Genomic DNA, 21,864 nt, shown 5'->3' with positions numbered 1-21,864 from the left:
TCCTCTCGGCGGCCGTCGTCGACGTCCTCAGCGAGAGAGCATCCGGTCCGCCAGCGCGGCCCGAGCCTCCTGCGGCACCGCCGCCGCCCACCGCCCCGGCGTGCGCGCCGCAGCGGCGTCCTCCGCCGTGAACTCCGCGGCGGTGACCGAGACGCCCCGCGCCTGGGCCACCGCGGTCAGCGCCACGGCCTCATCCATGGCGACTCCGAGCCGACCCACGGGCTGGGCACGGCTGACCGCCACCACCCACCCCTGGTCCTCACAGAGCCGCAGACGACGGCGAGACGGCGGGGTCGCCACCAGGGCGCGCAGATGCCGCCCGTCGCGGTCGGCAAGGCCCGCTGAGACGAGGGTGGACCACCAGGCCAGCTCCTCAGGACCGTCCACGGTCACCTCCTCCGAGACCCCGGGCGGGACGGTGCGTGGTGCGGCGACCACGGCGTAGGCGCAGCCGTCGGCGTCGACGCCGAGCACCTCCCTCAGGAGCTCCGCCGTCTGGTCCTCCGCGGTCTGGCCCTCCGCCGTTTCGCCGGACTCCGGCGTACGCCATGTGCCGCCCCGGGCGGCCTCCCCCGACACCGCACGGGCCGGTGCCGTCGCACCGCGCCCCTGCTGCAGGATCAGGCGCATGGTGAGCTGGTCGACCGCGGCGCTGCGCCGACCGGGGGCCCGCAGGATCAGCTCCAGCAGGTCGCCTGCCAGCATGAGCAGGGTCAGGTCGTACTGGGTCAACGGGCGCGGGGCCACCATCAAGACGACCGGGGACGCGGCCGACGCCGGCGCCGGGCCTCGGAGCCTCAGCCTCACCGCTTCGGGCGTCGACGAGCGCGGATCGTCCTCGTGAGCCTGGAGGGCGGTGAAGCGGAGGCGCTCCCGCCCCGCCTCAGGGCGGGAGGCACGCTCCAGCTGCTCCTCACCCACGCCGGGTGGCAGCGTCCCGGACTGCTCGATCAGCCGTCTGCCTCGCAGCTGCACTGCGGTGCCGGTGGCCTCCGCCAGGCGATCCAGGATCTGCCGGACCGGACGTGAGCCGAAGGCCGAGGTGACCATGGAGATGACGCCCCGGCTCGCGGCGGCGGCCTGGGCGACCCGCTCCGACTCCAGCAGCGATGCCAGCGCGACTGTGAGCCGGATGAACGGCACGTCCTCGGGCAGGGCGAGCAGCGGCAGATCATGGGCCTTGCAGGCTGCGATCAAGGCCGGAGGGACGTCGTAGTGGACCGGCATGATCCCGAACAGCAGGGCCGCCACCCCGCCCTCGCGCAGCCGCGCGACGTACTGGTCCACGCTCGCCGGGTCCTCGGGCAGCCCCAGCCCCGTGACCAGCAGCAGCTCATCTCCCGCCAGGTAGCGCCGCGGGTCGTCGAGTTCGATCACCGGCGCGAGGCCACCGGGATGCGCCGGACGGACCCGGGATCCTGCGGGTGGAGGCAGCGGATGCGCAGCTCCCGCTCATCGAGGAGCCGGCCCAGCTCGACCGTGATGCGACCGCGCCGGTGCTCCTCAGAGCGCAGCTGCTCGATATAGGGCAGCTCGTCCGCGGGCGTCATCGGGTCATTCTATCCCGGCAGACGCTAGAACAGGATGTTTCGTCCCAGGACGTCTGTGATGCGTCGCACTAGCATGACACCAGGCTCGCCGACGGGGGCCTCCCGGCGGCGCACAGCCTCGAGACGCTGCAGGAGACACCCTCATGATCCTCGACATCGCGGTGATCGCCGTCTACACCGCCACCATCCTCGGAGTGGGCTGGTGGGGCCTGCGCCGGTCCACCACCAAGAGCGACTACCTCGTGGCCGGACGCCGTCTGGGGACGTTCATGTACTCCGCGGCGATGTCCGCCATCGTGCTCGGCGGAGCCTCCACCGTGGGCGGCATCGGCCTGGGCTACAGCTTCGGCGTCTCCGGAGCGTGGCTGGTCACCGCCATCGGGCTGGGGATCCTGCTGCTCTCGGCGCTGTTCGCCCGGCACATCGTCAAGCTGCGCGTCTACACCGTGATGGAGATGCTGGACCTGCGCTACGGGCCGTCCTCCCGCGTCGTCCCGGCCGCGGTGATGTTCCTGTACACGTTCATGCTCGCAGTGACCTCCACCTTGGCCTACGCCACCATCTTCCACGTGCTGCTGGGCGTGCCGAACTGGGCGGGGATCCTCATCGGCGGCAGCGTCGTGGTCATCTACTCCACGCTGGGCGGCATGTGGTCGATCACGATGACCGACGTGATCCAGTTCGTCATCAAGACGATCGGCATCCTGCTGCTGCTCGCCCCGGTGGCGGTCATCCATGCCGGCGGCTTCGCCGAGATCCGCGAGCGCGTGGGGGACTCCTTCTTCTCGCCCACCGCGATCGGCGGCGCCACCATCGTCACCTACATCATCACCTATACGCTCGGACTGCTGATCGGCCAGGACATCTGGCAGCGGGTGTTCACCGCCCGCACCCCGCGCATCGCCATGATCGGCGGCAGCCTGACCGGGGTGTACTGCATCGTCTACGGGATCGCCGGCGCGGTGATCGGCATGTCCGCCCGCGCCATCTGGCCGGATCTGCCCAACCCGGACGAGGCCTTCGCCACGATCGTCCAGGACGCGCTGCCCACCGGCCTGCGGGGCCTCGTGCTCGCCGCCGCCCTGGCGGCCCTGATGTCCACGGCCTCGGGGGCGCTGATCGCCGCCTCCACCGTGCTGACCACCGATCTCATCCCGTACGCCCGCCACCTGCTGCAGCGCGGTGCCGCCCCGGATCCGGCCGAGACGCGGGACCAGGAGGACGTGCGGGGCTACCGCGGCGCCACCCTGCTGCTGGGAGTCGCCGTCATCCTCGTGGCCACCATGGTCACCACAGTGGTGGGCGCGCTGGCCATGGCTTACAACGTCCTGGTCGGCGGTCTGCTCATCGCCATCCTGGGCGGCCTGGTCTGGCGCCGCGGAACCCGTCAGGGCGCCACCTGGTCCATGGTGGTCGGCACAGTGGGCGTCATCGTCACCATGGCCGTCACCGACATCCTCGCCAATGAGCCGATCTACGTGGGTCTCGGCGCCAGCCTGGTGACCTATGTGGTGGTCAGCCTGCTGACTCCGCCCACCTCCGAGGAGGTCCACCGGGAATGGGTCCGCCGGCTCAGCCGCAGCGACACCACCACGATGAGCGAGATCCCGCCCCACGATGAAGGAGCACCGACCCGATGACCTCCCTGGACCTTCCCGCCGGCACCCCCGGCACGCTGGGCACCCGCATCGGGGGCGACGTCGTCCTCGAGTCCCTGCAGGCGCTCGGGGCCGAGGGTGTGGTGGGGCTGCCCGGCCAGCACGCCCTGGGGCTGTTCGACGCGCTGCGCCGCTCCGAGCTGCCCTGTCTGGCCGCCCGAGTCGAGAACAACGCCGGCTTCATGGCTGACGGTCTGGCCCGCGTCACGGGGAAGCCCGCACCGCTGCTGCTCTCCACGGGCCCGGGTGCGCTGACGTCGCTCGCCGCCTGGCAGGAGTCGGCGGCGTCCTCGGTGCCGGTGCTGGCGATCAGCGCCCAGGTGCCGGTCGCGGGCCTGGGCGGTGGGCGCCACGGGTACCTCCATGAGCTGCCGGACCAGTCGGCGTCGTTCCGAGGGGTCGTGAAGAGCACCTTCACGGTCCGGCGGATCTCCCAGATCCCCTCGGCCCTGGCCGAGGCCTGGACGACGGCGGCCTCCGCCCCCCAGGGGCCCGTGCTGGTGGAGATCCCGCAGGACGTCCTGTTGGAGACGGCCGAGCCGTCCGTGCCGCCGGTGGTGGACCTGACCGCGACGCCGACGGCCCCTCCTGCGCGCGAGGAGCTGGTCCAGCAGGCGGCGGACCTGCTGCGCGGCGCCGAGAACCCGGTGATCCTGGCCGGCGGCGGAGTGGTCCGCGCCGGCGCAGGAGAGTCTCTGCGTCGTCTCGCCGAGGCGCTGCCGGCCCCGGTGGTCACCACGTTCAGCGGCAAGGAGGCCCTGGCCTGGGACCATCCGCTCAACGCGCGCAGCTGGATGGAGGACATCGCCACCACGGAGTTCCTGGAGTCCGCCGACGTGCTCCTGGTGGTCGGCAGCGGCCTCGGGGAGCTCTCCAGCAACTACCACACCTTCGCACCCCGCGGCCGGGTCATCCATGTGGAGGCCGACCTCGGCAAGGTCACCGCCAACCACACGGGGCTCGGCGTCCACGCCGACGCCTCCGCCGCCCTGTCCGGGATGGCCGCCGCCGTCGAGAGCTCCGGTGCGCCGGACCCGGGGCGACGCACTCGAGCCGAACAGCGCGTCACCGCCCTGCTGGCCACCGTGGCCCGTCGGCTCGAGGGCCAGGGGCTCGAGAGCGAACGCGCGCTGCTGTCCGGCCTCCGGCAGGCCGCTCCGGAGGGCACCGACACGTTCTGGGACATGACCATCGCCGGGTACTGGGCCTGGTCGGCCTGGGACCCGCGGGATGGACGCTTCGTCTCCGCGCAGGGCGCCGGCGGCCTGGGCCATGCGCTTCCCGCCGCGGCCGGGGCCTCCTTCGCGCGCCGGCTGCGTGGTGAACCGTCAGCCGTGCTGGCCGTCTCCGGCGACGGCGGGGCGCACCTACGGCATCGCCCGAGCTCGCCGCCCTGGCCCAGCACCAGCTGGACGTCACCTGGCTGATCGTCGACGACGGCGGCTACGGCATCCTGCGGGAGTACATGGAGTCCGCCTTCGGGACCGCCACGGCCACCGAGCTCGCCCGCCCGGACTTCTGCGAGCTGGCCGCCTCCTTCGGAATCCCGGCGGAACGGGCGACCACGGACGAAGCGCCGGATGCGGTGACCCGGGCCCTGGCCGCCGGTGGTCCCCGTGTGGTCGTGGTCCCCGCCCGGCTGGGGCTGTTCGCCCCCACACACCTGGACCGGCTCGGCTGATGTGCGGTCAGCGCCTGGTCCTGTTCACCGACCAGACCGACCTCGACCCGCAGCCGGCCCGAGAGATGCTGGCGCGCCACAGCATCGGGAGCATCCTCGCCGGCCCCGAGGGCCCGCTGGCGGCGGCGCAGGCGACCACCGGCCCCGTGGAGGGCCTGGTGGTGGGCTACGCCGACGTCGACGCCGGCCTCCTCGACGCGCTGCCGGCGCTGCGCGTCATCGCGACCAGCAGCACCGGGCTCGACATGATCGACCTGGAGGCGACCCGAGCTCGGGAGGTCCCGGTGGTGCCCCTGACCGATGCCTCGACGGAGGAGGTCGCCACCCACGCGGTCGCGCTGATGCTGGCCGTGGAGCGGCAGCTGCTGGCAGGGGCCCGCACTGTGGCCGCCGGCGGGTGGACGCAGGAGGCCACCGGGCTGACTCCCGCCCCGCGACGGCTCAGCGACCTCACCGTGGGCCTGCTCGGATGCGGGCGCATCGCGCGGCGCGTCGCGGCGCTGCTGCGGCCGCTGGTCGGAGAGATCATCGGCCACGACCCCCACCAAGACTGTCCGGAGATCCATCAGGTCGGCGTGGAGGAGCTGCTGCGCCGCAGCGACGTGCTCAGCCTGCATGCGCCGCTCACGCGGGAGACCCGCGGGCTGCTCGACGAGGAACGGCTTGCTCTGCTCCCGCACGGAGCCACCCTGATCAACTGCGCCCGCGGCGAACTGGTGGATCCCGACGCTCTGCTCTCCGCACTGGACTCCGGCCGGCTGCGTGGGGCCGGGCTCGACGTCCTGCCTGGTGAGCCGCCGTCGCCGTCGTCGCCGCTGCGCCAGCACCCGCAGGTGGTGTGCACCCCGCACACGGCGTTCTGGTCGGCGCCGGCCCTGGAGACCTACAGCCTGCAGCCGGCACGCACCGTGCTGGAGCACCTCACCTCCGGGAGCCTCCCCGCTCACGCGGTGCTGTGACCCGTTCCGGACCCGCCGGACAGCTCGGCCCCTACGGGGCGCGGGAGGCTCACCTTCCCGGAGGTGGGACGGGTGAGCCTCCCGCAGACCGGCTGAGCCCTGGTTCAGTCCCCCACATAGTCAGCCAGATGCTGACCGGTGAGTGTGACGCCGGCGCCGTCCCGGGCCGCGGCGACCAGATCGGACGGGGTGCCTTCGAAGACCACCCGCCCGCCGTCGTGGCCCGCCCCAGGCCCGAGGTCGATGATCCAGTCCGCATGGGCCATGACCGCCTGGTGGTGTTCGATGACGATCACGCTCCGCCCGGAGTCCACCAGCCGGTCCAGCAGCCCCAGCAGCTGCTCCACGTCGGCCAGATGCAGACCCGTGGTGGGCTCGTCCAGGATGTAGGTGCCGCCGTCGTCGGCCATGTGCACCGCCAACTTCAGACGCTGCCGCTCACCGCCGGAGAGCGAGTTCAGCGGCTGCCCCAGGGTCAGGTAGCCCAGACCGACGTCGGCCAGCCGCCGCAGGATCTTCTGCGCGGCCGGCAGCCGCGCCTCACCGTCGCTGAAATGCTCCAGCGCCTCATCCACGGACAGGTGCAGCACCTCGCTGATGTTCCGCCCGCCCAGCGTGTACTCCAGCACCGCGGCCTGATAGCGCCGGCCTTCGCACTCCTCGCAGGGAGTCTCCACCGTCTCCATCACCCCGAGCTCGGTGAAGACCACCCCGGCGCCCTTGCACGTGGGGCATGCTCCCTCCGAGTTGGCGCTGAACAGCGCCGGTTTGACCCCGTTGGCCTTCGCGAAGGCCTTCCGGATGGGCTCCAGCAGGCCCGTGTAGGTGGCCGGATTGGAGCGCCGAGAGCCTTTGATCCCGGCCTGATCGACCACGACCACGCCCTCCCTGCCGGCGAGGTTCCCGTGGATCAGGGAGCTCTTGCCGGAGCCCGCCACCCCGGTGACCACGGTGAGGATCCCCGTGGGGACGTCGACGTCGATGCCGGTCAGGTTGTTCTGCTCGGCTCCGCGGATCTCCAGCACGCCGTCCCGCTGCCGGACAGACTCCTTGAGCCGGGCACGGTCGTCCAGGTGACGCCCGGTGAGCGTGTCGGAGGCACGCAGCCCCGGCACGTCACCCGTGTAGACGATCTCACCGCCGGCGGACCCCGCCCGGGGCCCCAGGTCCACGACGTGGTCGGCCACCGCGATGGTCTCCGGCTTGTGCTCCACCACCAGGACGGTGTTGCCCTTGTCCCGCAGGCGCAGCAGCAGGTCGTTCATCCGGGCGATGTCATGCGGGTGCAGCCCGATGGTGGGCTCGTCGAAGACGTAGGTGACGTCGGTCAGTGCGGAACCGAGGTGGCGGATCATCTTGGTCCGCTGGGCCTCACCGCCGGAGAGTGTGCCGGCGGGCCGGTCCAGGCTGAGGTACCCGAGTCCGATCTCCACGAAGGAGTCCAGCGTCTCCCCCAGGGTGGTCAGCAGCGGGGCCACGGACGGCTCGTCCAGGCCGCGCACCCAGGCGGCCAGGTCGGAGATCTGCAGGGCGCAGGCCTCGGCGATGCTGATGCCCGCGATCGTCGAGGATCGGGCGGCCTCGGTGAGCCGGGTGCCGTCGCAGGCCGGGCAGGTGGTGAAGGTGACCACCCGGTCCACGAAGGTCCGGATATGGGGCTGCATGGCCTCACGGTCCTTCGAGAGCATGGATTTGCGCACCTGGGGCACCAGCCCCTGGTAGGTCATGTTGATCCCGTTGATCTTGACCTTCTCCGGCTCCCGGTGCAGGAGGTCGTGGCGCTCCTGGTCGGTGTAGTCGCTGATCGGCTTGTCCGGGTCGAAGAAGCCGGACTCGGTGTAGAACTTCACCGACCAGCCGCCGACCTTGTAGCCCGGCACCGTGATGGCGCCTTCATGGAGGGATTTCGTCTCGTCCACCAGCTGGGTGACGTCGATGTCGCTGACCTGGCCGCGGCCCTCGCACTGCGGACACATGCCGCCGGTGATCTGGAAGTCCCGGCGTTCCTTGACCTTCTTGCCCTCCTTCTCGAAGGTCACGGCTCCGGCGCCGCTGATGGAAGCCACGTTGAAGGAGAACGCCTGCGGGGAGCCGATGTGGGGCTCGCCGAGCCGGCTGAACAGGATGCGCAGCAGCGTGTTCGCGTCGGTCGCGGTCCCCACCGTCGAGCGCGGGTTGGCGCCCATGCGCTCCTGGTCCACGATGATCGCGGTGGTCAGGCCCTCCAGGTGGTCCACGTCCGGGCGCCCCTGGGAGGGCATGAACCCCTGCAGGAAGGCGCTGTAGGTCTCATTGATGAGCCGCCGGGACTCGGCCGCGATGGTGCCGAAGACCAGGGAGCTCTTGCCGGATCCGGAGACTCCGGTGAACACGGTCAGCCGTCGTTTGGGGATCTCCACACAGACGTCGCGGAGGTTGTTCTCCCGGGCTCCGGTCACCCGGATGATGTCATGGGTGTCCGACGGCGCAAGCGCGTCAGCTCCTCGGGACGCGGGCGGAGATGTGGGCGTGGCGGTGGTGGTGCGAGCGGGGGTGGGCGACGTCGTCGTCATAGGTTCTCCTGGGGAGCACCGGTCGCGCGTCCCGAACGGGTGAACGCCGGTGACGCGCGATCATGGGCAGGTGCACAGCAGTGTAGTGCTCCCCCATGACGGCTTCATCAGGACGGCTCCATCAGGACGGCTTCATCGGTCCGCCCCCGACGTGTGACCGTGTGCGGCACGGAACTCGCTGGGCGTGTGTCCCGCCTGCCGCCGGAACCATGCCGTGAAGTTGCTGGGGTCATCGAACCCGATGCGGTCTCCGATGCTGTGCACCGGGAGGTCTGTCTGGACGAGGAGCCGACGGGCCTCCAGCAGGAGACGCTCGTCGATGACCTTCTTGGGCGTGACGCCTCGGGCCAGCCGAGACGCCCGGGCCAGCGTCCGGGGAGACCAGCCCAGCGCGGCGGCATAGTCGGAGACGTCATGCCAGTCCGCGAAGCGTCGTTCCACCAGCCTCCGGAAGTCCCGGAAGGCCGGCGGAAGCTCGGCGAAGTCCTCCTGGCCTCGGTGCCAGGACACCAGCTGGATCAGCAGGGCCGAGAGAGCGTGCCGCAGGGCGGATCGCTTCAGGGGGCGCGACATCGCACCGTCTGAGGCGAGGTCGCGCACTGCGGTGCTGAGCACGGCGAGACGCGCGGGGTCGGTGTCCTGCGCATCCCACCAGTGGGGCCCTTCCGGAGAGTCGGCGGAGGTGAGCCGGGTGGTGTCCGGGTCCAGGAGCCGCCAGGGAAGAGCAGCACGGTCCCCTCCAGACGCGTGGGATCCTCCCACAGCTGGACCTGTCCGGGACGCACCCAGAGCACCGTCCCGGGCGCGAAGCGGTGCTCGGCGAAGTCCACCATGTGCCGGGCAGCGCCGTGCTCGATGAGCATCACCTGGTGGAATCCCATCCGCTGCGGCCGATCGAACAGACCGGGCGAGGCCCGGCCCAGCAGGTCATCGACGGTGTGGACCTCCACCTCGCCCGCCTGGCCCGCAGGAGGACGGTAGGCGACGTCCTCAATCGCATCGTGTCCCATATTCACCATGATATGTCCACTTCTCACCGGGACCTTGCACCCGGTGAGGAGTAGATTCACCAAAGTCAGAGACACCGACCCGGACAGGAGAACCATGGCTCACATCGCCGTCATCGGAGGCACCGGCCACGCAGGCTCACACATCGCCGCAGAGGCCGCCCGCCGAGGCCACCACGTCACCACCGTGTCCCGCAATGGATCGGACCGGACTGCTCCCACCGACGCCGCGGGGCAGATCCACCACATCGCCGGCTCCGCCGCCGACGCTGAGCTGGTGGCCCGGTTGGCCACCGACCATGACGTCATCGTCCTCGCCCTGCCGGCGGCCGGGGAGCCCGGTCTGTCCGATCATCTGCGTACGGTTCTGCCTGCCGCGGCGCGCGGAGGAAGCCGCGTCGCCGTCGTCGGAGGCGCCGGCGGCCTGCGAGTCAGCCCGGACGGGCCGATCCTGATGGAGACCGCCGACTTCCCTCCGGAGTACCGTCCCGAGGCGACGGCCCACCGGGAGGCACTCGACGTGCTGCAGCAGGACACCTCAGGGGCGCGCTGGTTCTACCTCTCCCCCGGAGCGATGTTCGGGGCGGAGCTGCAGATCCCGTCGACAGGTGAGTACCGCACCTCGGACGAGGTCCTCCTGACGGACCCGGACGGCCGATCCCAGATCAGCGGGGCCGACTATGCCCTCGCCCTGGTCGACGAGATCGACCGCCCTGCTCACGAGAACCGCCGGTTCCACGCGGCACAGTGACGGAGTGCTCCCGGCGGGAGGGGGTCAGCTGCGCACTGGATCCGCAGATCTCATGCCAGCGGCCTTCTCCCCCTGGGCGCCGTTCGCCAGCACGGGCAGCACCTGGCGCGTGGACACCACGACGGTCGGGTCCACGGTGGCGAGGATCAGCTCATTGCCGGTCCCCGCGACGGCCAGCTCCTGTCCGGCCGGACCGATGACCGCCGAGTGCCCCACGCCCGTGGGGGCGCCCTCCACCGGTTCCCGACCCACCACCCAGGGTCCGGCTGATCGCAGGCCACCACATGGCAGGTCGCATCCAGCGCCCGGGCACGCACCAGGGTCTCCCACTGCCGGATCTTCCCCTCACCGGCGCCCCAGGAGGCGGAGACCACGACGGCGTCGGCCCCCTCCCGTGCGTAGTGCTGGAACAGCGCGGGGAACCTCACGTCGTAGCAGGTGGCCAGCCCGAGCGTGACACCGTCGAGGCGGATCAGCTGCGGCGTGGCGCCGGGTTCGACGGTGTCGGACTCGCGGAAGCCGAAGGCGTCGTAGAGGTGGATCTTGTCATAGGTGACGTCCACGCCCCGGCCCACCGCGAGCAGGGTGTTGCGCACCCGCGGGCGGCCGGCCCCCGACGCCGTGCCGGGGGTGAACATGCCGGCGATGATCAGCACCCCATGGCGGCCGGCGATGCTGCGCACCTCTTGGGCCCACGGGCCGTCGGTCTCTTCGGCGATCGGCACCAGCGGGTTCCCGAAGGCGCAGTGCATGGCCTCCGGGAACACCACGGCGTCGGCGCCCTGCTGGACTGCCCGTGCGGTGTAGGTCCTGATGAGCTCCAGGTTCACCTGCGGGTCCTCGGTGCTGAGCACCTGGGCGACGGCGATCTTCACGCGGCCTCCTTCTCCTGGTCGGTGGCGCCCTGCGGGCGCCGGAAGTCATCGAACTCGAGCAGCAGGGACACCAGCAGGCCGCCCAGCAGCGCCCAGAACGGGGCGGAGATCCCCAGGATGGTGACGTTGGCGAGCCCGATGATCATGGCCACGAGAGCGCCCAGGCGGAACGTCGACGTCGCGAACGCGCCGCGGAACGCGGTCAGCAGCACCCCCAGCATGGCCAGACCCGCCAGAGCGGTGATCAGGGCCGCGGGCAGCGTGGTCACCAGGGTCACGGCGACGGAGGCGAAGAGCCCGAAGGTCACGAAGATCGTGCCGTTGACGAGCACCGACGCGTAGCGGTCGCGGCGCAGGCGTCCTGCCTCCGGGGACCCGCAGATGGCAGTCATCGGGCCGGCGATGGAGGCATTGTGCCCGCCCATCCAGGCCACGGCCAGGCTGGCGGCCCCGCTGATCACGGTGATGCTGTTGACCGGTGGCCGGTAGCCCTCGGCGATCAGGACGCCCATGGACTGGATGTTCTCCGCCTGGATGACCAGGGCCAGCGGGATGCCGACCCCGAGCATGGCGAACAGGTTCCACTCCGGGGCCGTGAGCTCCGGGGTGACCCAGGTGAAGCCGTTCCCGCTGGAGTCCATGCCGCCGGTGATCAGCACCGCCGCCACGCCGAAGACCAGCGCCCCGACCACCCCCGGCACCTGCCGCACGAAGCGGCTGAGCAGCACGTATCCGAGCAGCGCGGCGGCCACCACGATCGGAGCGGCGGCGGTCGCGTCGACCACATTGACGGCGTAGCGGATCAGCACCCCGCCGATCATCGCCATGAGGATCGGCATGGGGATCCAGGCCACCAGCACCCGGACCCACCCCGTGAGTCCCAGCACCAGCACCAGGACGCTGGCCACCAGATAGGCGCCGATCATCTCCGCCAACGAGTAGGACTCGAGGCTGGAGACCACCAGGGCCGCCGCCGGGATGGACCAGGCGCCGACGATGGGCTGCTTGTAGTACAGGCCCATGATGAAGGAGATCAGGCCGCCGACCACGTAGACGGCGGAGATCCAGGCGACCGTCTGCCCGGGGGTGAGCCCCGCGCTGTCGGCGCCGTCGACGATGATCAGCGCGGGACCTGTGCAGCCGAACACCGCGGAGACGACGCCGGCGCCCACGCTGGAGATGTTCAGGCTCCGACGCAGGGAACGGATGCTCTCCCGCGGGCCGGGCCCCCGTTCGATGAGCCGATCGGACTCCAGGACGCCGTCAGCGATGTGCTCGTCGTCGGTGTGCCCGTCGTCGACGGCGGCACCGGCGTCGCGTGCGGAGGGTGAGCTGTTCGTGGAGGTCATCTCATGTCCTCACGCGTACCACGCACGGGCTCATGGCCGAAGTCCTTGAACGCGCCGAACCGGCCGGCGTTGAAGCTCAGCCCGCTGCCGTCGCGGTCCCGGCAGTGCTCCACCTGGCCGAAGAAGACCCGGTGGTCACCGATGGTGTGCTTCTCCACCACACGGCAGTCCAGCTGGGAGAGCGCGTCCCGGATGACGGGCAGCCCGGAAGGGGTGGTGTCGAAGCTGCCGTCGGCGAAGCGTTCGCCTCCCCGGGAGGCGAACTGACGCGCCACGGCCTCCTGTTTGCTGCTCAGGATGGACAGGGCGTACCGGTCGCTGGTCTCGATGGCGTCCCCGGTGCGGGTGTCGAAGTTGAGCGAGATCATCACGATGGGCGGGTCCAGGCTGATGGAGGTCAGCGAGTTGATCGTCATCCCGGCCTGCTCCTGACCGTCGTCGGCGGTCACCACGGCCACTCCGGTGAGGAAGCGGCCGATGCAGCGGCGCATCGCCAACGGTTCGGGCTCGGCGGTGAATGGGGTCATCTGCAGTGGCATGTCAGTCCCTCACTGGTAGTAGCGGACTTCGAACATCTTGGCGCCCTCTTCGGACACCCACGGTCCGTGCTCCATGCCAGGCGGGCGAGTGGCCCAGTCCCCGGCGGAGAAGACACGGTCCAGGCGCAGGTCCCGGAAGGAGCCTTCGACGATGAAGACCTCCTCCCAGAACTCGTGGGTCAGGGCGCCGTTGGGCGAGGTGTCGGTCCCGGGCTCGAACTTCAGGATCCGGGTGACGGCGTCGCTCTCGGAGTCCTGGGCGAGGATCGCCTCGCTGAGGCCGTCGATGTGCGGGGCGCAGTCCCGGAACTCGACCGAGGCGGTGGGGGTGAACTCGAATTCTGGTTTGGCCATGGTGGTCTCTCCTGTTCAGGTGGTGGCGCCGAGCGCGGCGGGGCGGAGGTCGGCGTCGTCGTGCTCGAGGCTGTAGGAGCCCAGGAAGGAGTCGAGGTCCTCCAGCAGCTCCGGGTAGCCGAAGTTCTGATACGTGTAGACGCCCTTGACCACGAACGGCGCACCGGCGTAGAAGAGCTCGTACTGCTGGTGGCGGCCGGCGAACTCGGAGCCGATGACGTCCCAGGCCAGGCGGAACAGCTTGATGCGCTCCTCGCTGGAGACGTCGGGAGAGGTGATGTAGCGCTCGACGTCGCCGCGAGTGGTCTCGCTGAGCATGTCCTGGTGGCTGGCGGGCATCTGCAGCACCCCTCCGCCGACCAGGTCCCGGAGGATCTGGATGACTCGCGGGTAGAGCTCGGCCTGCAGCCCCATGGCGCCGTAGAGGGCGCGCCGGCCGGGCACCATCATTCCGCTCTCGTCAGGCTCCGCGGTGTACTCGGCGGCCAGCAGGGAGGACTCCACGGAGGTGACCAGCGCGGCGAGCTCCCCGAGCTTCTCCTGGACCCCCGGAATCTTGTCCGTGCCGTTGACCTGGGAGACCTTGCGGGCGATGGAGGCGATGAACTTCAGCTTCTCGGCGAAGCGCGTCTGGGCCTGCCAGTTGCCCAGCGCGTGGGCGCCGGTGGCGAAGAACTGCGCGCGCAGGATGGCGGGGTCCCGGTCCACGAAGACGCGGTCCCACGGGACCAGCACGTCGTCGAAGACCACGAGGGAGTCGGGCTCGTCGAAGCGGGTGGTCAGCGGGTAGTCGAAGGCTCCGGTGGTCGACGGCGCGTACGGACGCCGGTTGATCAGCTTCAGCCCGGGAGCGTTGACCGGCAGCACGAAGCTGACGGCGAAGTCCGAGTCATCCGGACCCAGCGGCTTGATGCAGGTCACCAGGATCTCGTCCGCGACGGCGGCGCCGGTGGCCAGCATCTGCGAGCCGCGGACCACCAGACCCTCCTCGGTCTCGTCGACGACGCCGACCTGGATGTAGTCCCCCTCCCAGCCGGAGGCCGTGGTGGCGCGGGAATGCTGCGGCGGGATGATCGCGTAGGAGACGAAGAGGTCCTCCTCCAGGACCCGGCGATAGTAGCGGCGCACGTTCTCCGCGAAGGGGCGGCCTTCGACGTCGAAGACGTGGGAGTTGGCGGCGAAGGCCGCCAGGAAGGAGCCCACGTGGTCCGGGCTGCGGCCGACCCAGCCGTGGGTCTGGCGCGCCCAGGTGGTGGTGGCCTGACGCCGGGCCGTCAGCTCCTCGCGGCTGCGGGGGATCCCCAGCGCGCGATTGGCGGTGCCGCCGGTCTCCGGGGATTCGTACTGCATGCCCCGGGCGGGGTCGGCGGAGGTGTCGTACAGGGAGGCCATGGTCCGTGCGACGGGCGCGAAGGCGGTGTGCTCAGCGACGTTGCTGACCACCTCGCCGTCGAGGTGGATGGTGCGGCCGTCGTCGAGGCTGGCGAGATAGTCCGTGCCGGTTCTCATGAGCAGATCACTTCTCCTTGGTGATGGTGTAGCGGTGGGTCAGCTCCGGGGCGTCGTCGCCCGCGGAGCCCGGGGTCTGGATGCGGCAGGTCAGCTCCCACTCCGTGGCGTACCGGAACGTTCCTGCACGCAACGGAATCGTGCCGCCGAAGCAGATGTAGTCGCCGCCGTCGAGCTCCAGCTCCTGCTCCATGAGCGGCAGGATCTCGCGGGGCTCCCGCAGCGACTCGAAGCTGCCCACCTGGTAGAGCTCGCCGTCGGCGTGACACTGGGCGGCCACTGCCGCGAGCGTGAAGCTCTCCAGGTCCCCGAGGGGAAGCACGTGGAGTCCCATCGGTTTGGGGCAGGCACGCTTGGAGCGCCCGATGTCCTCCGTCTCCAGCTGTCGGTCGGTGTGGTCGGACCCGAGCCCGAGGTAGTAGCGGCCCTGATGGCGGATGTAGACGGGCTCCACCTCTCCCGAGGTCCGGTCCGAGGAGACCTCCACAGACTGTGCCGTGGTCACAGACTCGGCCGCGATGCGGTAGAACATCGGTGTCCTCGGCGGCGGAGGGACGCCGATGCGGGCGAGCTCCTGGATGTGATGGTCCACGGCGGCCTGGTCGCGGGCCGTGTAGCCGGCCACGACGGCGTCGAACGCGTCGAGTTGGAGGTCATGCCCTGTTCCGGGCACATGAAGAGTCAGCACTGATGGTTCCTTCTCAGCAGGTGGCGATGGTTGGGAGCAGACGGACCGCGGGTCAGCGGCCGTCAGTGAGCACGCGTGCGGTGGAGCTCAGGTGGCGGCGGGTGGCCTCGGCGGCGGCCTCGGGGTCGGCGGAGGCGATGGCGTCCACGATCGCCCGATGCTCCCCGATCACGGCCTCGATGCGGTTGGCCGCTTCGACGGCCTGGACGCCGAGCCGCAGCTGCTTGTAGCGGTGGGCCTCATAGAGGTCCTCGAACACGGAGTTCCGGCCCCGCTGGACGATGGTCCGATGGAAGGCGACGTCGAGCCGGACGAACTCCACGGGGTCCCCCGCAGCCTCCTCCTGCGCGGCGAGCAGGTCCCGCAGCGGCGTGACGTCCATGCCCTGGGCGATGGCCTTCCGCGCCGCCCAGATCTCAATGACCTCCCGGACCTCCATGAGAGAGTCCAGGTCCGCCTGTTGGAGGGCGGGCACGACGACTCCGCGATTGGGCAGTCGGCGGATCAGCCCGTCCCCCTGGAGTCGGAGGAGCGCCTCCCGGATCGGGGTCCGGGAGAAGTCCGAGCGGCGAGCCAGCTCGCTCTCGGAGAGGTGCGCCTCCTGATTCCAGGGCAGAGACGTCACCTCCTGGCGGAGCCAGCGGTAGGCCCCGTCGACAGCTGTCTCGACCTGCTCGGTGAAGATGGACATGACACCCCTTCCGTGGCCTGTGTCACACATGATCGTAGACGACCTGTATACAGGTCGTCAACAGGACGTGGTCATCGAGGTGGAGCCAGCGCCGACTCCCCTGCCAGACCGCACCTGCCGCCGGCACGAAAGGCTCACACTCGGTCTCGGTCGATGTCACAGATCCGATGCGCGCCCCGTCCTCAGGATGGAGGCCCGAGCCCCGGGTCACGGATGAAAGGACACCTCATGGAGATCGCACTGTGGATCGTCACCGGCTTCCTGGCCGTGGGATTCCTGGTCGGCGGCATCGCGCTGCTGGCACTGCCGCGTCAGCGGTACCGGGCCCTCGGAAGGAATCAGCACTGGGTGGACATGTTCGACACCGGCACGCTGAAAGGCCTGGCGGCCCTCAAGGTGCTGGCCGCCGCGGGACTCGCACTGCCGACGACTCTCGCATCGCCGCCTGGCTGGCGCCTCTGAGCGCACTGGGCCTGATGATGTACATGACCGGCGCCACGGCCGTGCGCGTCGTGAGACGCGAGTGGGGCTACGCCCTGGGCGATCTCACCTTCATCGCCCTGTCCGGGTTCGCCGCCTGGGGCTGGGCTTTCGGACCCGGCGCCCAGCTCAGCTGCTGAGGCCAGCCGGTCAGCCCTCGCCGTCGGCGGCGCCCAGCGCGGGACGCAGTTCGAGCCACTCTCTGACGGGCCTGCCGCCGGCGCCGGGGGCGTGGGCCAGCTCTGCAGCGATCTCGCGGGCGCGGCTCTCGTCGGCGACGTCGATCAGCATCCACCCGGCGATGAGGTCCTTCCCCTCGGGCAGCTCGTCACCGACCACCGGCGCCCCCTGGTCATCGGAGCTGACCCATGTGCCTTCGGGTGCCAGGGCCAGGCTGTTGACGTACTCGCCCGTCTGCTGGAGGCGCTCGGCCAGACGCTCCATGAACTCGACGTGGTCGGCGACCTCCTCGGGCGTCCAGTCCCGCATGGGCACGTCGTTGGCCGCCGCAGGTGCGCCCCGGTAGTGCTTGATCAGCAGATACTTCATCCTCGTCCTCTCTCCGACCGCACGGTCACGCGTGACCTCGACCCTAGGGGGAGCGCCGACCCCAGGGAACACCTCACGCCCACCCCACACCGATCAGCGTGGTCGCGTCGAGCTCAGCAGCCCCTGCCCCCTGCAGGGACGCCAGGTACTCCTGGCGGACGCGCTCGGTCTCGTCCTCACTGAGGCCAGTCAGCATCCCGGCGAAGCCGGAGCCGGTGATCACCAACCACGCGAGGGACTCGGAGAGCGAAAGACGCAGCTCAGACTCGGTCACCTCGACGTCCCGGAGCCCGCGGTCCGCGAGCCAGGGGCCGAAGGCCTCGGACGTGTTGACCTCGTCCAGGAGATGGCGTGGCCGGGAGGGGAACTCCTGTCCGGTCACGGCCGCGATCGCCTGCGCCAGATGGCGACCGGAGGCTTCCATGGAGCCGCGTCGCCAGATGGTGACAGCGGCACGACCGCCGGGACGGAGCCTCTTCACCAGATGCTCGGTCCCGGCGGTCATGTCGGAGAAGAAGAAGATCCCCAGGACGCACTGGACGACGTCGTATCCGCTCCGGCCCCAGGACGTCACATCCGCGACCGCCGACGTGATGTTCTCCAAGCCGTCGGCCTGCCGCTCGAGGTCGGCCAGGAGCGGAGCGGCGAGGTCGACAGCGTCGACGTGACCGCCGGGACCCACGCGTCGTGCCGCTGGCAACGCGGACGCCCCGTTGCCGCAGCATGCATCGAGCACCAGCTCGCCCTCCTGCGGCGCGGAGAGTTCTACGGTGGAGGCGCCGATGGGCCTCCAGAGATGCTCTCCGAGTCGGTCGAAGTCGCTGGTCGAGCTCGCATCGGAGAAGGCGCGCGTGATGCGCTCACGGGAATCCATGCGCCTCATGCTAACGATTCTCATGAGAGGATTCTCGGGTGGACGCTCACGGCACGGAATCGCCCCCGCCTGAGCGTTGTTGATCCTGAGGGCCACCACGGAAGCGCCGGGCCGCGGTGGGGCACGATGGCCACCACCGACCACAGAGAGCGGAGAGATCGTGACGCGACAGTTCGACGCCGAGTACTGGGAACAGCACTACCAGGGATTACCGGGGCACTACCCGTCACAGACCGCCATGAGCTCAGGCCCGGGGGACCCCAATCCGCATCTGGTGCGTGAGATCTCTCCGCTGTCACCGGGGAGCGCCCTGGACGCGGGCTGCGGCCACGGGATCGAGGCCGCCTGGCTCGCGGAGCAGGGATGGAAGGTCACCGGCGTCGACATCTCCCGGACGGCACTGGACCGGGCCGCACGGATCCTGCGCGCCCGCGGCATGGATCCGCGTGTGGAGCTCATCGCCGCCGATCTGACCACCTGGGTGCCGGAAGGGCAGTACGACCTGGTGACCACCCACTATGCGCATCCCACGATTCCGCAGCTGGACTTCTACCGACGCGCCTCAGGGTGGGTGGCGCCGGGAGGCACGCTGCTGATCATCGGCCACCTGCACGGCGAGGGCGACGCTCACGAACACGATGCTGACGCACACGGCGCTCCCGGACGCGACGCTGACGCACACGGCACGGCCGAGCACGATGCTCCCGGCCACCGGGCGAATCCACCGCTGGAGGCGCAGGTCCGGGCCGCCGACGTCGCCGCCCTGCTGGACGAGTCGTCCTGGCGGATCGAGACCGCAGCGGAGATGAGCCGGACGACTCTGCGCGGACAGGACAGCGTCACGCTGCACGACGTGGTGGTCCGGGCCATCCGACTGAGCTGAGCGGCCGGGATCTGCGGCGCGTCAGCCGTGCAGGCGGATCCCGCGGGACAGCTGTTCGAAGGCCCGCACGGCGAGCTCGGCGGGCGGCTCGGAACACCCGGCGTCGGCGGCCCAGTGCTCGAATCCGATCCGGACGCGTCGGTGGCCGCTGCGGCCATCAGCCGCGCGGCCAGCGGATCCACGTCCGGCACGAGGCCGGTGATGACCTCCTGCAGTCGTTCCTCGGAATCGCGATTGACGCGGTCCCAGACCGCCAGGAGGGCGTCGTCCTCGGCGGCCGCCCGCAGCAGGCCCCGCATCATCCGCCGCGTGGAGTCCTCGGCGCCGCCGTCGACGTCCAGCAGCGCCCTGATGACCTGCGGGATGGCGGTCCGCGGGTCACCTGGCCCCGTGTCCGCCAGGGCCTGGCGCCACTGGTCGGCACCGACGCTGAGCAGCGGCGCCACCGATTCCTCCTTGGTCCGGAAGTACCGGTAGAAGGTGCGCAGAGAGACCCCCGCACCGTCGGCGATCCTCTCCGCGGTGACCGCCGAGACGCCGTCGGCCGCGAACAGCCGAGCCGCGGAGCGGGCGATGTCCAGCCGGGTGAACTCCTTGCGACGCTGTGTCAGGGTGGTGGAACTGGTCACATCCAGCAGAGTACGGGAATCACGACCGACGTGCACACGTTGCCATGATGACACGTTGTGCCACTTAGGCAGAATGTGCTCACCGGAGGCGGATGCCCGCTATGCCCGGTGAGGCCGGACGCCTGGGACCCACGTCCCACCGGCCTGCAGTCGAATCCCGCGCATCGCGCCGCGGAGGAAGGATCACCCCATGCCCACAGGATCGACCCTGTCCCCCGCGACCACGACCCCCGGGCCGCGCAGCGCGCTGGCCGCCGGCGCCATGGTGCTGGCGCTGCTCGCCACGGGATGCGCCGCAGAAGACGACGGCGCCACAGACACCCCCGGTGACGAGGACACCGTGCAGGTGGAGGCCCCCGAGGACGAGACCGACGTCGAGGATGACGCTGAGGCCGAGTCCCAGGAGACCGATACTGAAGAGACGGAGACTGAGGAGACGGAGGCCGACGGCGCCTCCGACGTGTCGGTGGAGACCGTCGGCGAGAGCCCACACGCCTTCGTGACCGGTCAGGCTCCGGAGGGCCCCGCAGTGGACGTCTCCGGTGAGCTGATCATCGGGCCGGGCGGCTACATGGCGCTGGCTCAGGACGGTCAGCCCCAGGTGCTGGTCTTCGACGAGGACGCGGAGTTCTCCTTCCGCGACGGCGCGCCCTCCGTGACGACGCCGGAGCACGGCACCATCGAGGTGGGCGAGGAGGTCGAGTTCAGCGGAGTGGAGCACCCGCTGGACGACATCGACGGGATTCCGTCGCAGCGCCTGGGCGGCGCCGACCAGCAGGTCCTCTTCGTCACCGGTGACTGAGGGGTCCAGCCGTGTCACCGTGAGCTGTGCATGACGCACGTCGGCCCTGTCGCAGCAGTGTTCACCTGCGTCGCGACAGGGCGACGTATATCTGAAGGCGCCCGCGAGAGTCACCCGCGGCGCCGCAGCGGCCTCAGCTGCTGCGACCGGGGCGCCAGCCGAAGAAGTACAGGATCCAGCCGAGGGCACCCAGCAGGAACAGGCCGACAGTGGCCCAGGCACCTGTGGGCACTCCGGCGATCCGTTCCATGGCGCGCGCCTCGCCTGCCTCGCGTCGTCCGCGGCGTCTGCCTGATCGGCGGACGGTGCCGCTCCGGTCTCGACCGCGGTCGGGGACTGCCCTCCTTCGCCGGCCTCCAGGGCCTCCGCACCCGCGCCGGGGATCTCGGAGGACCCCGCCGAGGATCCCCGGAAGCGGTCTTCCAGCGCTGTGGGGGGAGCACCCCGGTCCAGCGCGCTCGCGGACCCGCCGTCTCGTGGGGCGGGCCCTGGGTCGAAGGTCACAGGTTCGTCGCCGCGCGCCACCGGGAGCTCACCGTCGTCACTGGGCGACCAGTCCTGGTCTGAGCCTCCAGCACCGCCGCCGCTCCGAGGAGCGCGGGGAGCCTCGGCCCCGGCCGACCCCTCCGACGGGTCCGCAGAGTCAGCGCTCTCCTCGGACGTCGAGCTGTCCGAGTCCGACTCCGGCTCATCATCGGAGCCCCGCGGGGAGGGGTCCGACGTCGGGGACGGGGACGGGGTGGCCTCCGCCTGCTCCTGGGCATCACGCCGCTGCTCCAGCAGGGCCCTGATGTCTGCCCGGGACATGCCCTCGTTCCGGTCATCGGCTGCTGAGCTCTCCGAGTCATCGCCACGGTCGGATCCACCGGGTGTCTCGGGACGCTCCTGGACCGGTTCGCGGTCTTGGGAGCCGGGGGCCTGTCCTCTCTGGCCTGATGAGGATGAGGGCGCCTCGGTTCGAGAGTCGGAGGCTTCAGAGCTCTGCTGCCCCTGTTCCCGCTCGGAGCCGCTCGACTGCCGCTCCGAGCTGGATCGCCCACTGGCGTCGGACTGCCCTGACCCGCCTGTGCGGCCTGTCTGGCCTGTGCGGTCAGCGCCGCGTTCGGGCGACGGGGGTGTGCTCGTGTCGGTTGTGCTGCCGGCATCGGGCCGGTCGCCACCGCTGCCTCGGCCGCCGGTCTCAGGCCGCTCGTTCTGCTGCTGACCGGGCTGCCCACTGGGCGTCTCTGGGCGCGGCTGGGGATCAGCGGGGCGTTCCTCGGGCTGCACCGGCCGCTCCTCCGGAGCGCCTTCGGGATCGGCCGGGCGCTCATCCGGATCGACGGGACGACCCTCGGGCTGCACCGGCCTGCCCTCCGGCTGACCACCATCGTCCTCGTCGGAGTCATCGTCCTCGTCGGAGTCATCGTCCTCGTCGGAGTCATCGTCCTCGTCGGAGTCATCGTCCTCGTCGGAGTCATCGTCCTCGTCGGAGTCATCGTCCT

General features: G+C 70.6%; 22 protein-coding genes and 2 pseudogenes. 9 read left to right on the top strand and 15 right to left on the bottom strand.

Going from position 1 to position 21,864, the window contains the following annotated elements:
• Positions 1–27: 27 nt before the first annotated feature.
• The gene (locus BCY76_RS09095; RefSeq protein WP_085437552.1) at positions 28–1,377 is read right to left on the bottom strand and encodes a PucR family transcriptional regulator ligand-binding domain-containing protein; all 1,350 of its coding nucleotides are present in this window, start codon (positions 1,375–1,377) and stop codon (positions 28–30) included.
• Positions 1,374–1,550, bottom strand: coding sequence for a hypothetical protein (locus tag BCY76_RS18095; RefSeq protein WP_170922640.1), 177 nt, complete (start codon positions 1,548–1,550; stop codon positions 1,374–1,376). Before BCY76_RS18095 ends, BCY76_RS09095 begins: the two co-directional genes overlap by 4 nt.
• A 143-nt stretch (positions 1,551–1,693) precedes the next feature.
• On the opposite strand from BCY76_RS18095, the gene BCY76_RS09090 reads away from it, so the two are divergent.
• The 4 genes from BCY76_RS09090 to BCY76_RS09080 are packed head-to-tail and all read left to right on the top strand — an operon-like array spanning position 1,694 to position 5,848.
• Entirely contained in the window at positions 1,694–3,190 is a 1,497-nt protein-coding gene (locus BCY76_RS09090) for a sodium:solute symporter (protein ID WP_070161162.1), read from the top strand.
• Entirely contained in the window at positions 3,187–4,635 is a 1,449-nt protein-coding gene (locus BCY76_RS09085; protein WP_336582041.1) for a thiamine pyrophosphate-binding protein, read from the top strand. The genes BCY76_RS09090 and BCY76_RS09085 overlap by 4 nt, the downstream gene beginning before the upstream one ends.
• Positions 4,602–4,889, top strand: a complete 288-nt coding sequence (locus tag BCY76_RS20405; RefSeq protein WP_336582042.1) for a thiamine pyrophosphate-dependent enzyme — start codon at positions 4,602–4,604, stop codon at positions 4,887–4,889. The genes BCY76_RS09085 and BCY76_RS20405 overlap by 34 nt, the downstream gene beginning before the upstream one ends.
• Positions 4,889–5,848 (top strand): NAD(P)-dependent oxidoreductase, encoded by a 960-nt coding sequence (locus tag BCY76_RS09080; RefSeq protein ID WP_085437550.1) that lies wholly within the window; start codon positions 4,889–4,891, stop codon positions 5,846–5,848. Before BCY76_RS20405 ends, BCY76_RS09080 begins: the two co-directional genes overlap by 1 nt.
• A gap of 104 nt (positions 5,849–5,952) precedes the next feature.
• Here BCY76_RS09080 and BCY76_RS09075 read toward each other — a convergent pair whose 3' ends face one another.
• The 3 genes from BCY76_RS09075 to BCY76_RS09065 all read right to left on the bottom strand — a co-directional run bounded on the left by BCY76_RS09075 (position 5,953) and on the right by BCY76_RS09065 (position 9,410).
• Positions 5,953–8,400, bottom strand: a complete 2,448-nt coding sequence (locus BCY76_RS09075) for an ATP-binding cassette domain-containing protein (protein WP_085437548.1) — start codon at positions 8,398–8,400, stop codon at positions 5,953–5,955.
• 132 nt (positions 8,401–8,532) lie between these two features.
• Positions 8,533–8,973 carry a helix-turn-helix transcriptional regulator gene (locus tag BCY76_RS09070; RefSeq protein ID WP_083277628.1) on the bottom strand — a complete coding sequence of 147 codons (441 nt, stop codon included), beginning with the start codon at positions 8,971–8,973 and terminating at the stop codon, positions 8,533–8,535.
• Positions 8,958–9,410 carry an AraC family ligand binding domain-containing protein gene (locus tag BCY76_RS09065; protein WP_170922639.1) on the bottom strand — a complete coding sequence of 151 codons (453 nt, stop codon included), beginning with the start codon at positions 9,408–9,410 and terminating at the stop codon, positions 8,958–8,960. The genes BCY76_RS09070 and BCY76_RS09065 overlap by 16 nt, the downstream gene beginning before the upstream one ends.
• Positions 9,411–9,504: 94 nt before the next feature.
• Here BCY76_RS09065 and BCY76_RS09060 point away from each other — a divergent pair, with 94 nt between their 5' ends.
• Positions 9,505–10,158: an NAD(P)-dependent oxidoreductase gene (locus tag BCY76_RS09060; RefSeq protein ID WP_085437546.1), complete on the top strand. Its 654-nt coding sequence runs from the start codon at positions 9,505–9,507 to the stop codon at positions 10,156–10,158.
• 24 nt (positions 10,159–10,182) lie between these two features.
• Here the strand turns inward: BCY76_RS09060 and BCY76_RS09055 are convergent.
• From BCY76_RS09055 to BCY76_RS09025, 7 genes and pseudogenes are all read right to left on the bottom strand, one after another.
• Positions 10,183–11,033: pseudogene (locus BCY76_RS09055) on the bottom strand (carbon-nitrogen hydrolase family protein).
• Positions 11,030–12,382 (bottom strand): benzoate/H(+) symporter BenE family transporter, encoded by a 1,353-nt coding sequence (locus tag BCY76_RS09050; RefSeq protein ID WP_083277630.1) that lies wholly within the window; start codon positions 12,380–12,382, stop codon positions 11,030–11,032. The pseudogene BCY76_RS09055 and the gene BCY76_RS09050 overlap by 4 nt, the downstream one beginning before the upstream one ends.
• Positions 12,379–12,909: a flavin reductase family protein gene (locus tag BCY76_RS09045; RefSeq protein ID WP_070161193.1), complete on the bottom strand. Its 531-nt coding sequence runs from the start codon at positions 12,907–12,909 to the stop codon at positions 12,379–12,381. The genes BCY76_RS09050 and BCY76_RS09045 overlap by 4 nt, the downstream gene beginning before the upstream one ends.
• A gap of 21 nt (positions 12,910–12,930) precedes the next feature.
• Positions 12,931–13,275, bottom strand: coding sequence for a cupin domain-containing protein (locus BCY76_RS09040; RefSeq protein WP_070161172.1), 345 nt, complete (start codon positions 13,273–13,275; stop codon positions 12,931–12,933).
• A 15-nt stretch (positions 13,276–13,290) separates the two neighbouring features.
• The gene (locus BCY76_RS09035) at positions 13,291–14,784 is read right to left on the bottom strand and encodes a 4-hydroxyphenylacetate 3-hydroxylase family protein (RefSeq protein ID WP_070161174.1); all 1,494 of its coding nucleotides are present in this window, start codon (positions 14,782–14,784) and stop codon (positions 13,291–13,293) included.
• Between the two features lie 7 nt (positions 14,785–14,791).
• Positions 14,792–15,472 carry a DUF2848 family protein gene (locus tag BCY76_RS09030; RefSeq protein ID WP_085437545.1) on the bottom strand — a complete coding sequence of 227 codons (681 nt, stop codon included), beginning with the start codon at positions 15,470–15,472 and terminating at the stop codon, positions 14,792–14,794.
• 52 nt (positions 15,473–15,524) lie between these two features.
• Positions 15,525–16,163: a GntR family transcriptional regulator gene (locus BCY76_RS09025; protein WP_070161178.1), complete on the bottom strand. Its 639-nt coding sequence runs from the start codon at positions 16,161–16,163 to the stop codon at positions 15,525–15,527.
• Positions 16,164–16,391: 228 nt separating this feature from the next.
• On the opposite strand from BCY76_RS09025, the gene BCY76_RS18580 reads away from it, so the two are divergent.
• Complete coding sequence (locus BCY76_RS18580; protein WP_201791105.1) at positions 16,392–16,625, top strand: DoxX family protein; 234 nt, start codon at positions 16,392–16,394, stop codon at positions 16,623–16,625.
• Between the two features lie 23 nt (positions 16,626–16,648).
• Entirely contained in the window at positions 16,649–16,783 is a 135-nt protein-coding gene (locus BCY76_RS19910) for a hypothetical protein (RefSeq protein ID WP_272896831.1), read from the top strand.
• A 10-nt stretch (positions 16,784–16,793) separates the two neighbouring features.
• Here the strand turns inward: BCY76_RS19910 and BCY76_RS09010 are convergent, their stop codons facing one another.
• Both BCY76_RS09010 and BCY76_RS09005 read right to left on the bottom strand, forming a co-directional pair.
• The gene (locus BCY76_RS09010; RefSeq protein WP_070161182.1) at positions 16,794–17,192 is read right to left on the bottom strand and encodes a YciI family protein; all 399 of its coding nucleotides are present in this window, start codon (positions 17,190–17,192) and stop codon (positions 16,794–16,796) included.
• A gap of 73 nt (positions 17,193–17,265) precedes the next feature.
• On the bottom strand, positions 17,266–18,066 hold the full coding sequence (locus BCY76_RS09005; protein ID WP_070161184.1) for a class I SAM-dependent methyltransferase: 801 nt from the start codon (positions 18,064–18,066) through the stop codon (positions 17,266–17,268).
• Between the two features lie 160 nt (positions 18,067–18,226).
• Here BCY76_RS09005 and BCY76_RS09000 point away from each other — a divergent pair, with 160 nt between their 5' ends.
• Positions 18,227–18,949, top strand: a complete 723-nt coding sequence (locus BCY76_RS09000) for a class I SAM-dependent methyltransferase (RefSeq protein WP_070161186.1) — start codon at positions 18,227–18,229, stop codon at positions 18,947–18,949.
• A gap of 506 nt (positions 18,950–19,455) precedes the next feature.
• Here the strand turns inward: BCY76_RS09000 and BCY76_RS20400 are convergent.
• A pseudogene (locus BCY76_RS20400) lies at positions 19,456–19,578 on the bottom strand (hypothetical protein); the annotation flags it as partial.
• Positions 19,579–19,768: 190 nt separating this feature from the next.
• On the opposite strand from BCY76_RS20400, the gene BCY76_RS08990 reads away from it, so the two are divergent.
• Positions 19,769–20,380 carry a hypothetical protein gene (locus tag BCY76_RS08990; protein WP_070161190.1) on the top strand — a complete coding sequence of 204 codons (612 nt, stop codon included), beginning with the start codon at positions 19,769–19,771 and terminating at the stop codon, positions 20,378–20,380.
• Positions 20,381–21,864 lie beyond the last annotated feature (1,484 nt).

Source organism: Nesterenkonia sp. PF2B19 (assembly GCF_001758425.2).
GTDB classification, from domain to species: Bacteria; Actinomycetota; Actinomycetes; order Actinomycetales; family Micrococcaceae; genus Nesterenkonia; species Nesterenkonia aethiopica.
This window is presented reverse-complemented; position numbering and strand designations above follow the sequence as displayed.

Excerpts from the sequence above, each read along its gene's own strand:
- BCY76_RS18095 (WP_170922640.1), bottom strand. The coding sequence starts at position 1,550 with ATGACGCCCGCGGACGAGCTGCCCTATATCGAGCAGCTGCGCTCTGAG.
- BCY76_RS09090 (WP_070161162.1), top strand. The coding sequence starts at position 1,694 with ATGATCCTCGACATCGCGGTGATCGCCGTCTACACCGCCACCATCCTC.
- BCY76_RS09085 (WP_336582041.1), top strand. The coding sequence starts at position 3,187 with ATGACCTCCCTGGACCTTCCCGCCGGCACCCCCGGCACGCTGGGCACC.
- BCY76_RS09080 (WP_085437550.1), top strand. The coding sequence starts at position 4,889 with ATGTGCGGTCAGCGCCTGGTCCTGTTCACCGACCAGACCGACCTCGAC.
- BCY76_RS09075 (WP_085437548.1), bottom strand. The coding sequence starts at position 8,400 with ATGACGACGACGTCGCCCACCCCCGCTCGCACCACCACCGCCACGCCC.
- BCY76_RS09070 (WP_083277628.1), bottom strand. The coding sequence starts at position 8,973 with ATGTCGCGCCCCCTGAAGCGATCCGCCCTGCGGCACGCTCTCTCGGCC.
- BCY76_RS09065 (WP_170922639.1), bottom strand. The coding sequence starts at position 9,410 with ATGGGACACGATGCGATTGAGGACGTCGCCTACCGTCCTCCTGCGGGC.
- BCY76_RS09060 (WP_085437546.1), top strand. The coding sequence starts at position 9,505 with ATGGCTCACATCGCCGTCATCGGAGGCACCGGCCACGCAGGCTCACAC.
- BCY76_RS09050 (WP_083277630.1), bottom strand. The coding sequence starts at position 12,382 with ATGACCTCCACGAACAGCTCACCCTCCGCACGCGACGCCGGTGCCGCC.
- BCY76_RS09045 (WP_070161193.1), bottom strand. The coding sequence starts at position 12,909 with ATGACCCCATTCACCGCCGAGCCCGAACCGTTGGCGATGCGCCGCTGC.
- BCY76_RS09040 (WP_070161172.1), bottom strand. The coding sequence starts at position 13,275 with ATGGCCAAACCAGAATTCGAGTTCACCCCCACCGCCTCGGTCGAGTTC.
- BCY76_RS09035 (WP_070161174.1), bottom strand. The coding sequence starts at position 14,784 with ATGAGAACCGGCACGGACTATCTCGCCAGCCTCGACGACGGCCGCACC.
- BCY76_RS09025 (WP_070161178.1), bottom strand. The coding sequence starts at position 16,163 with ATGTCCATCTTCACCGAGCAGGTCGAGACAGCTGTCGACGGGGCCTAC.
- BCY76_RS18580 (WP_201791105.1), top strand. The coding sequence starts at position 16,392 with ATGGAGATCGCACTGTGGATCGTCACCGGCTTCCTGGCCGTGGGATTC.
- BCY76_RS19910 (WP_272896831.1), top strand. The coding sequence starts at position 16,649 with ATGACCGGCGCCACGGCCGTGCGCGTCGTGAGACGCGAGTGGGGCTAC.
- BCY76_RS09010 (WP_070161182.1), bottom strand. The coding sequence starts at position 17,192 with ATGAAGTATCTGCTGATCAAGCACTACCGGGGCGCACCTGCGGCGGCC.
- BCY76_RS09005 (WP_070161184.1), bottom strand. The coding sequence starts at position 18,066 with ATGGATTCCCGTGAGCGCATCACGCGCGCCTTCTCCGATGCGAGCTCG.
- BCY76_RS08990 (WP_070161190.1), top strand. The coding sequence starts at position 19,769 with ATGCCCACAGGATCGACCCTGTCCCCCGCGACCACGACCCCCGGGCCG.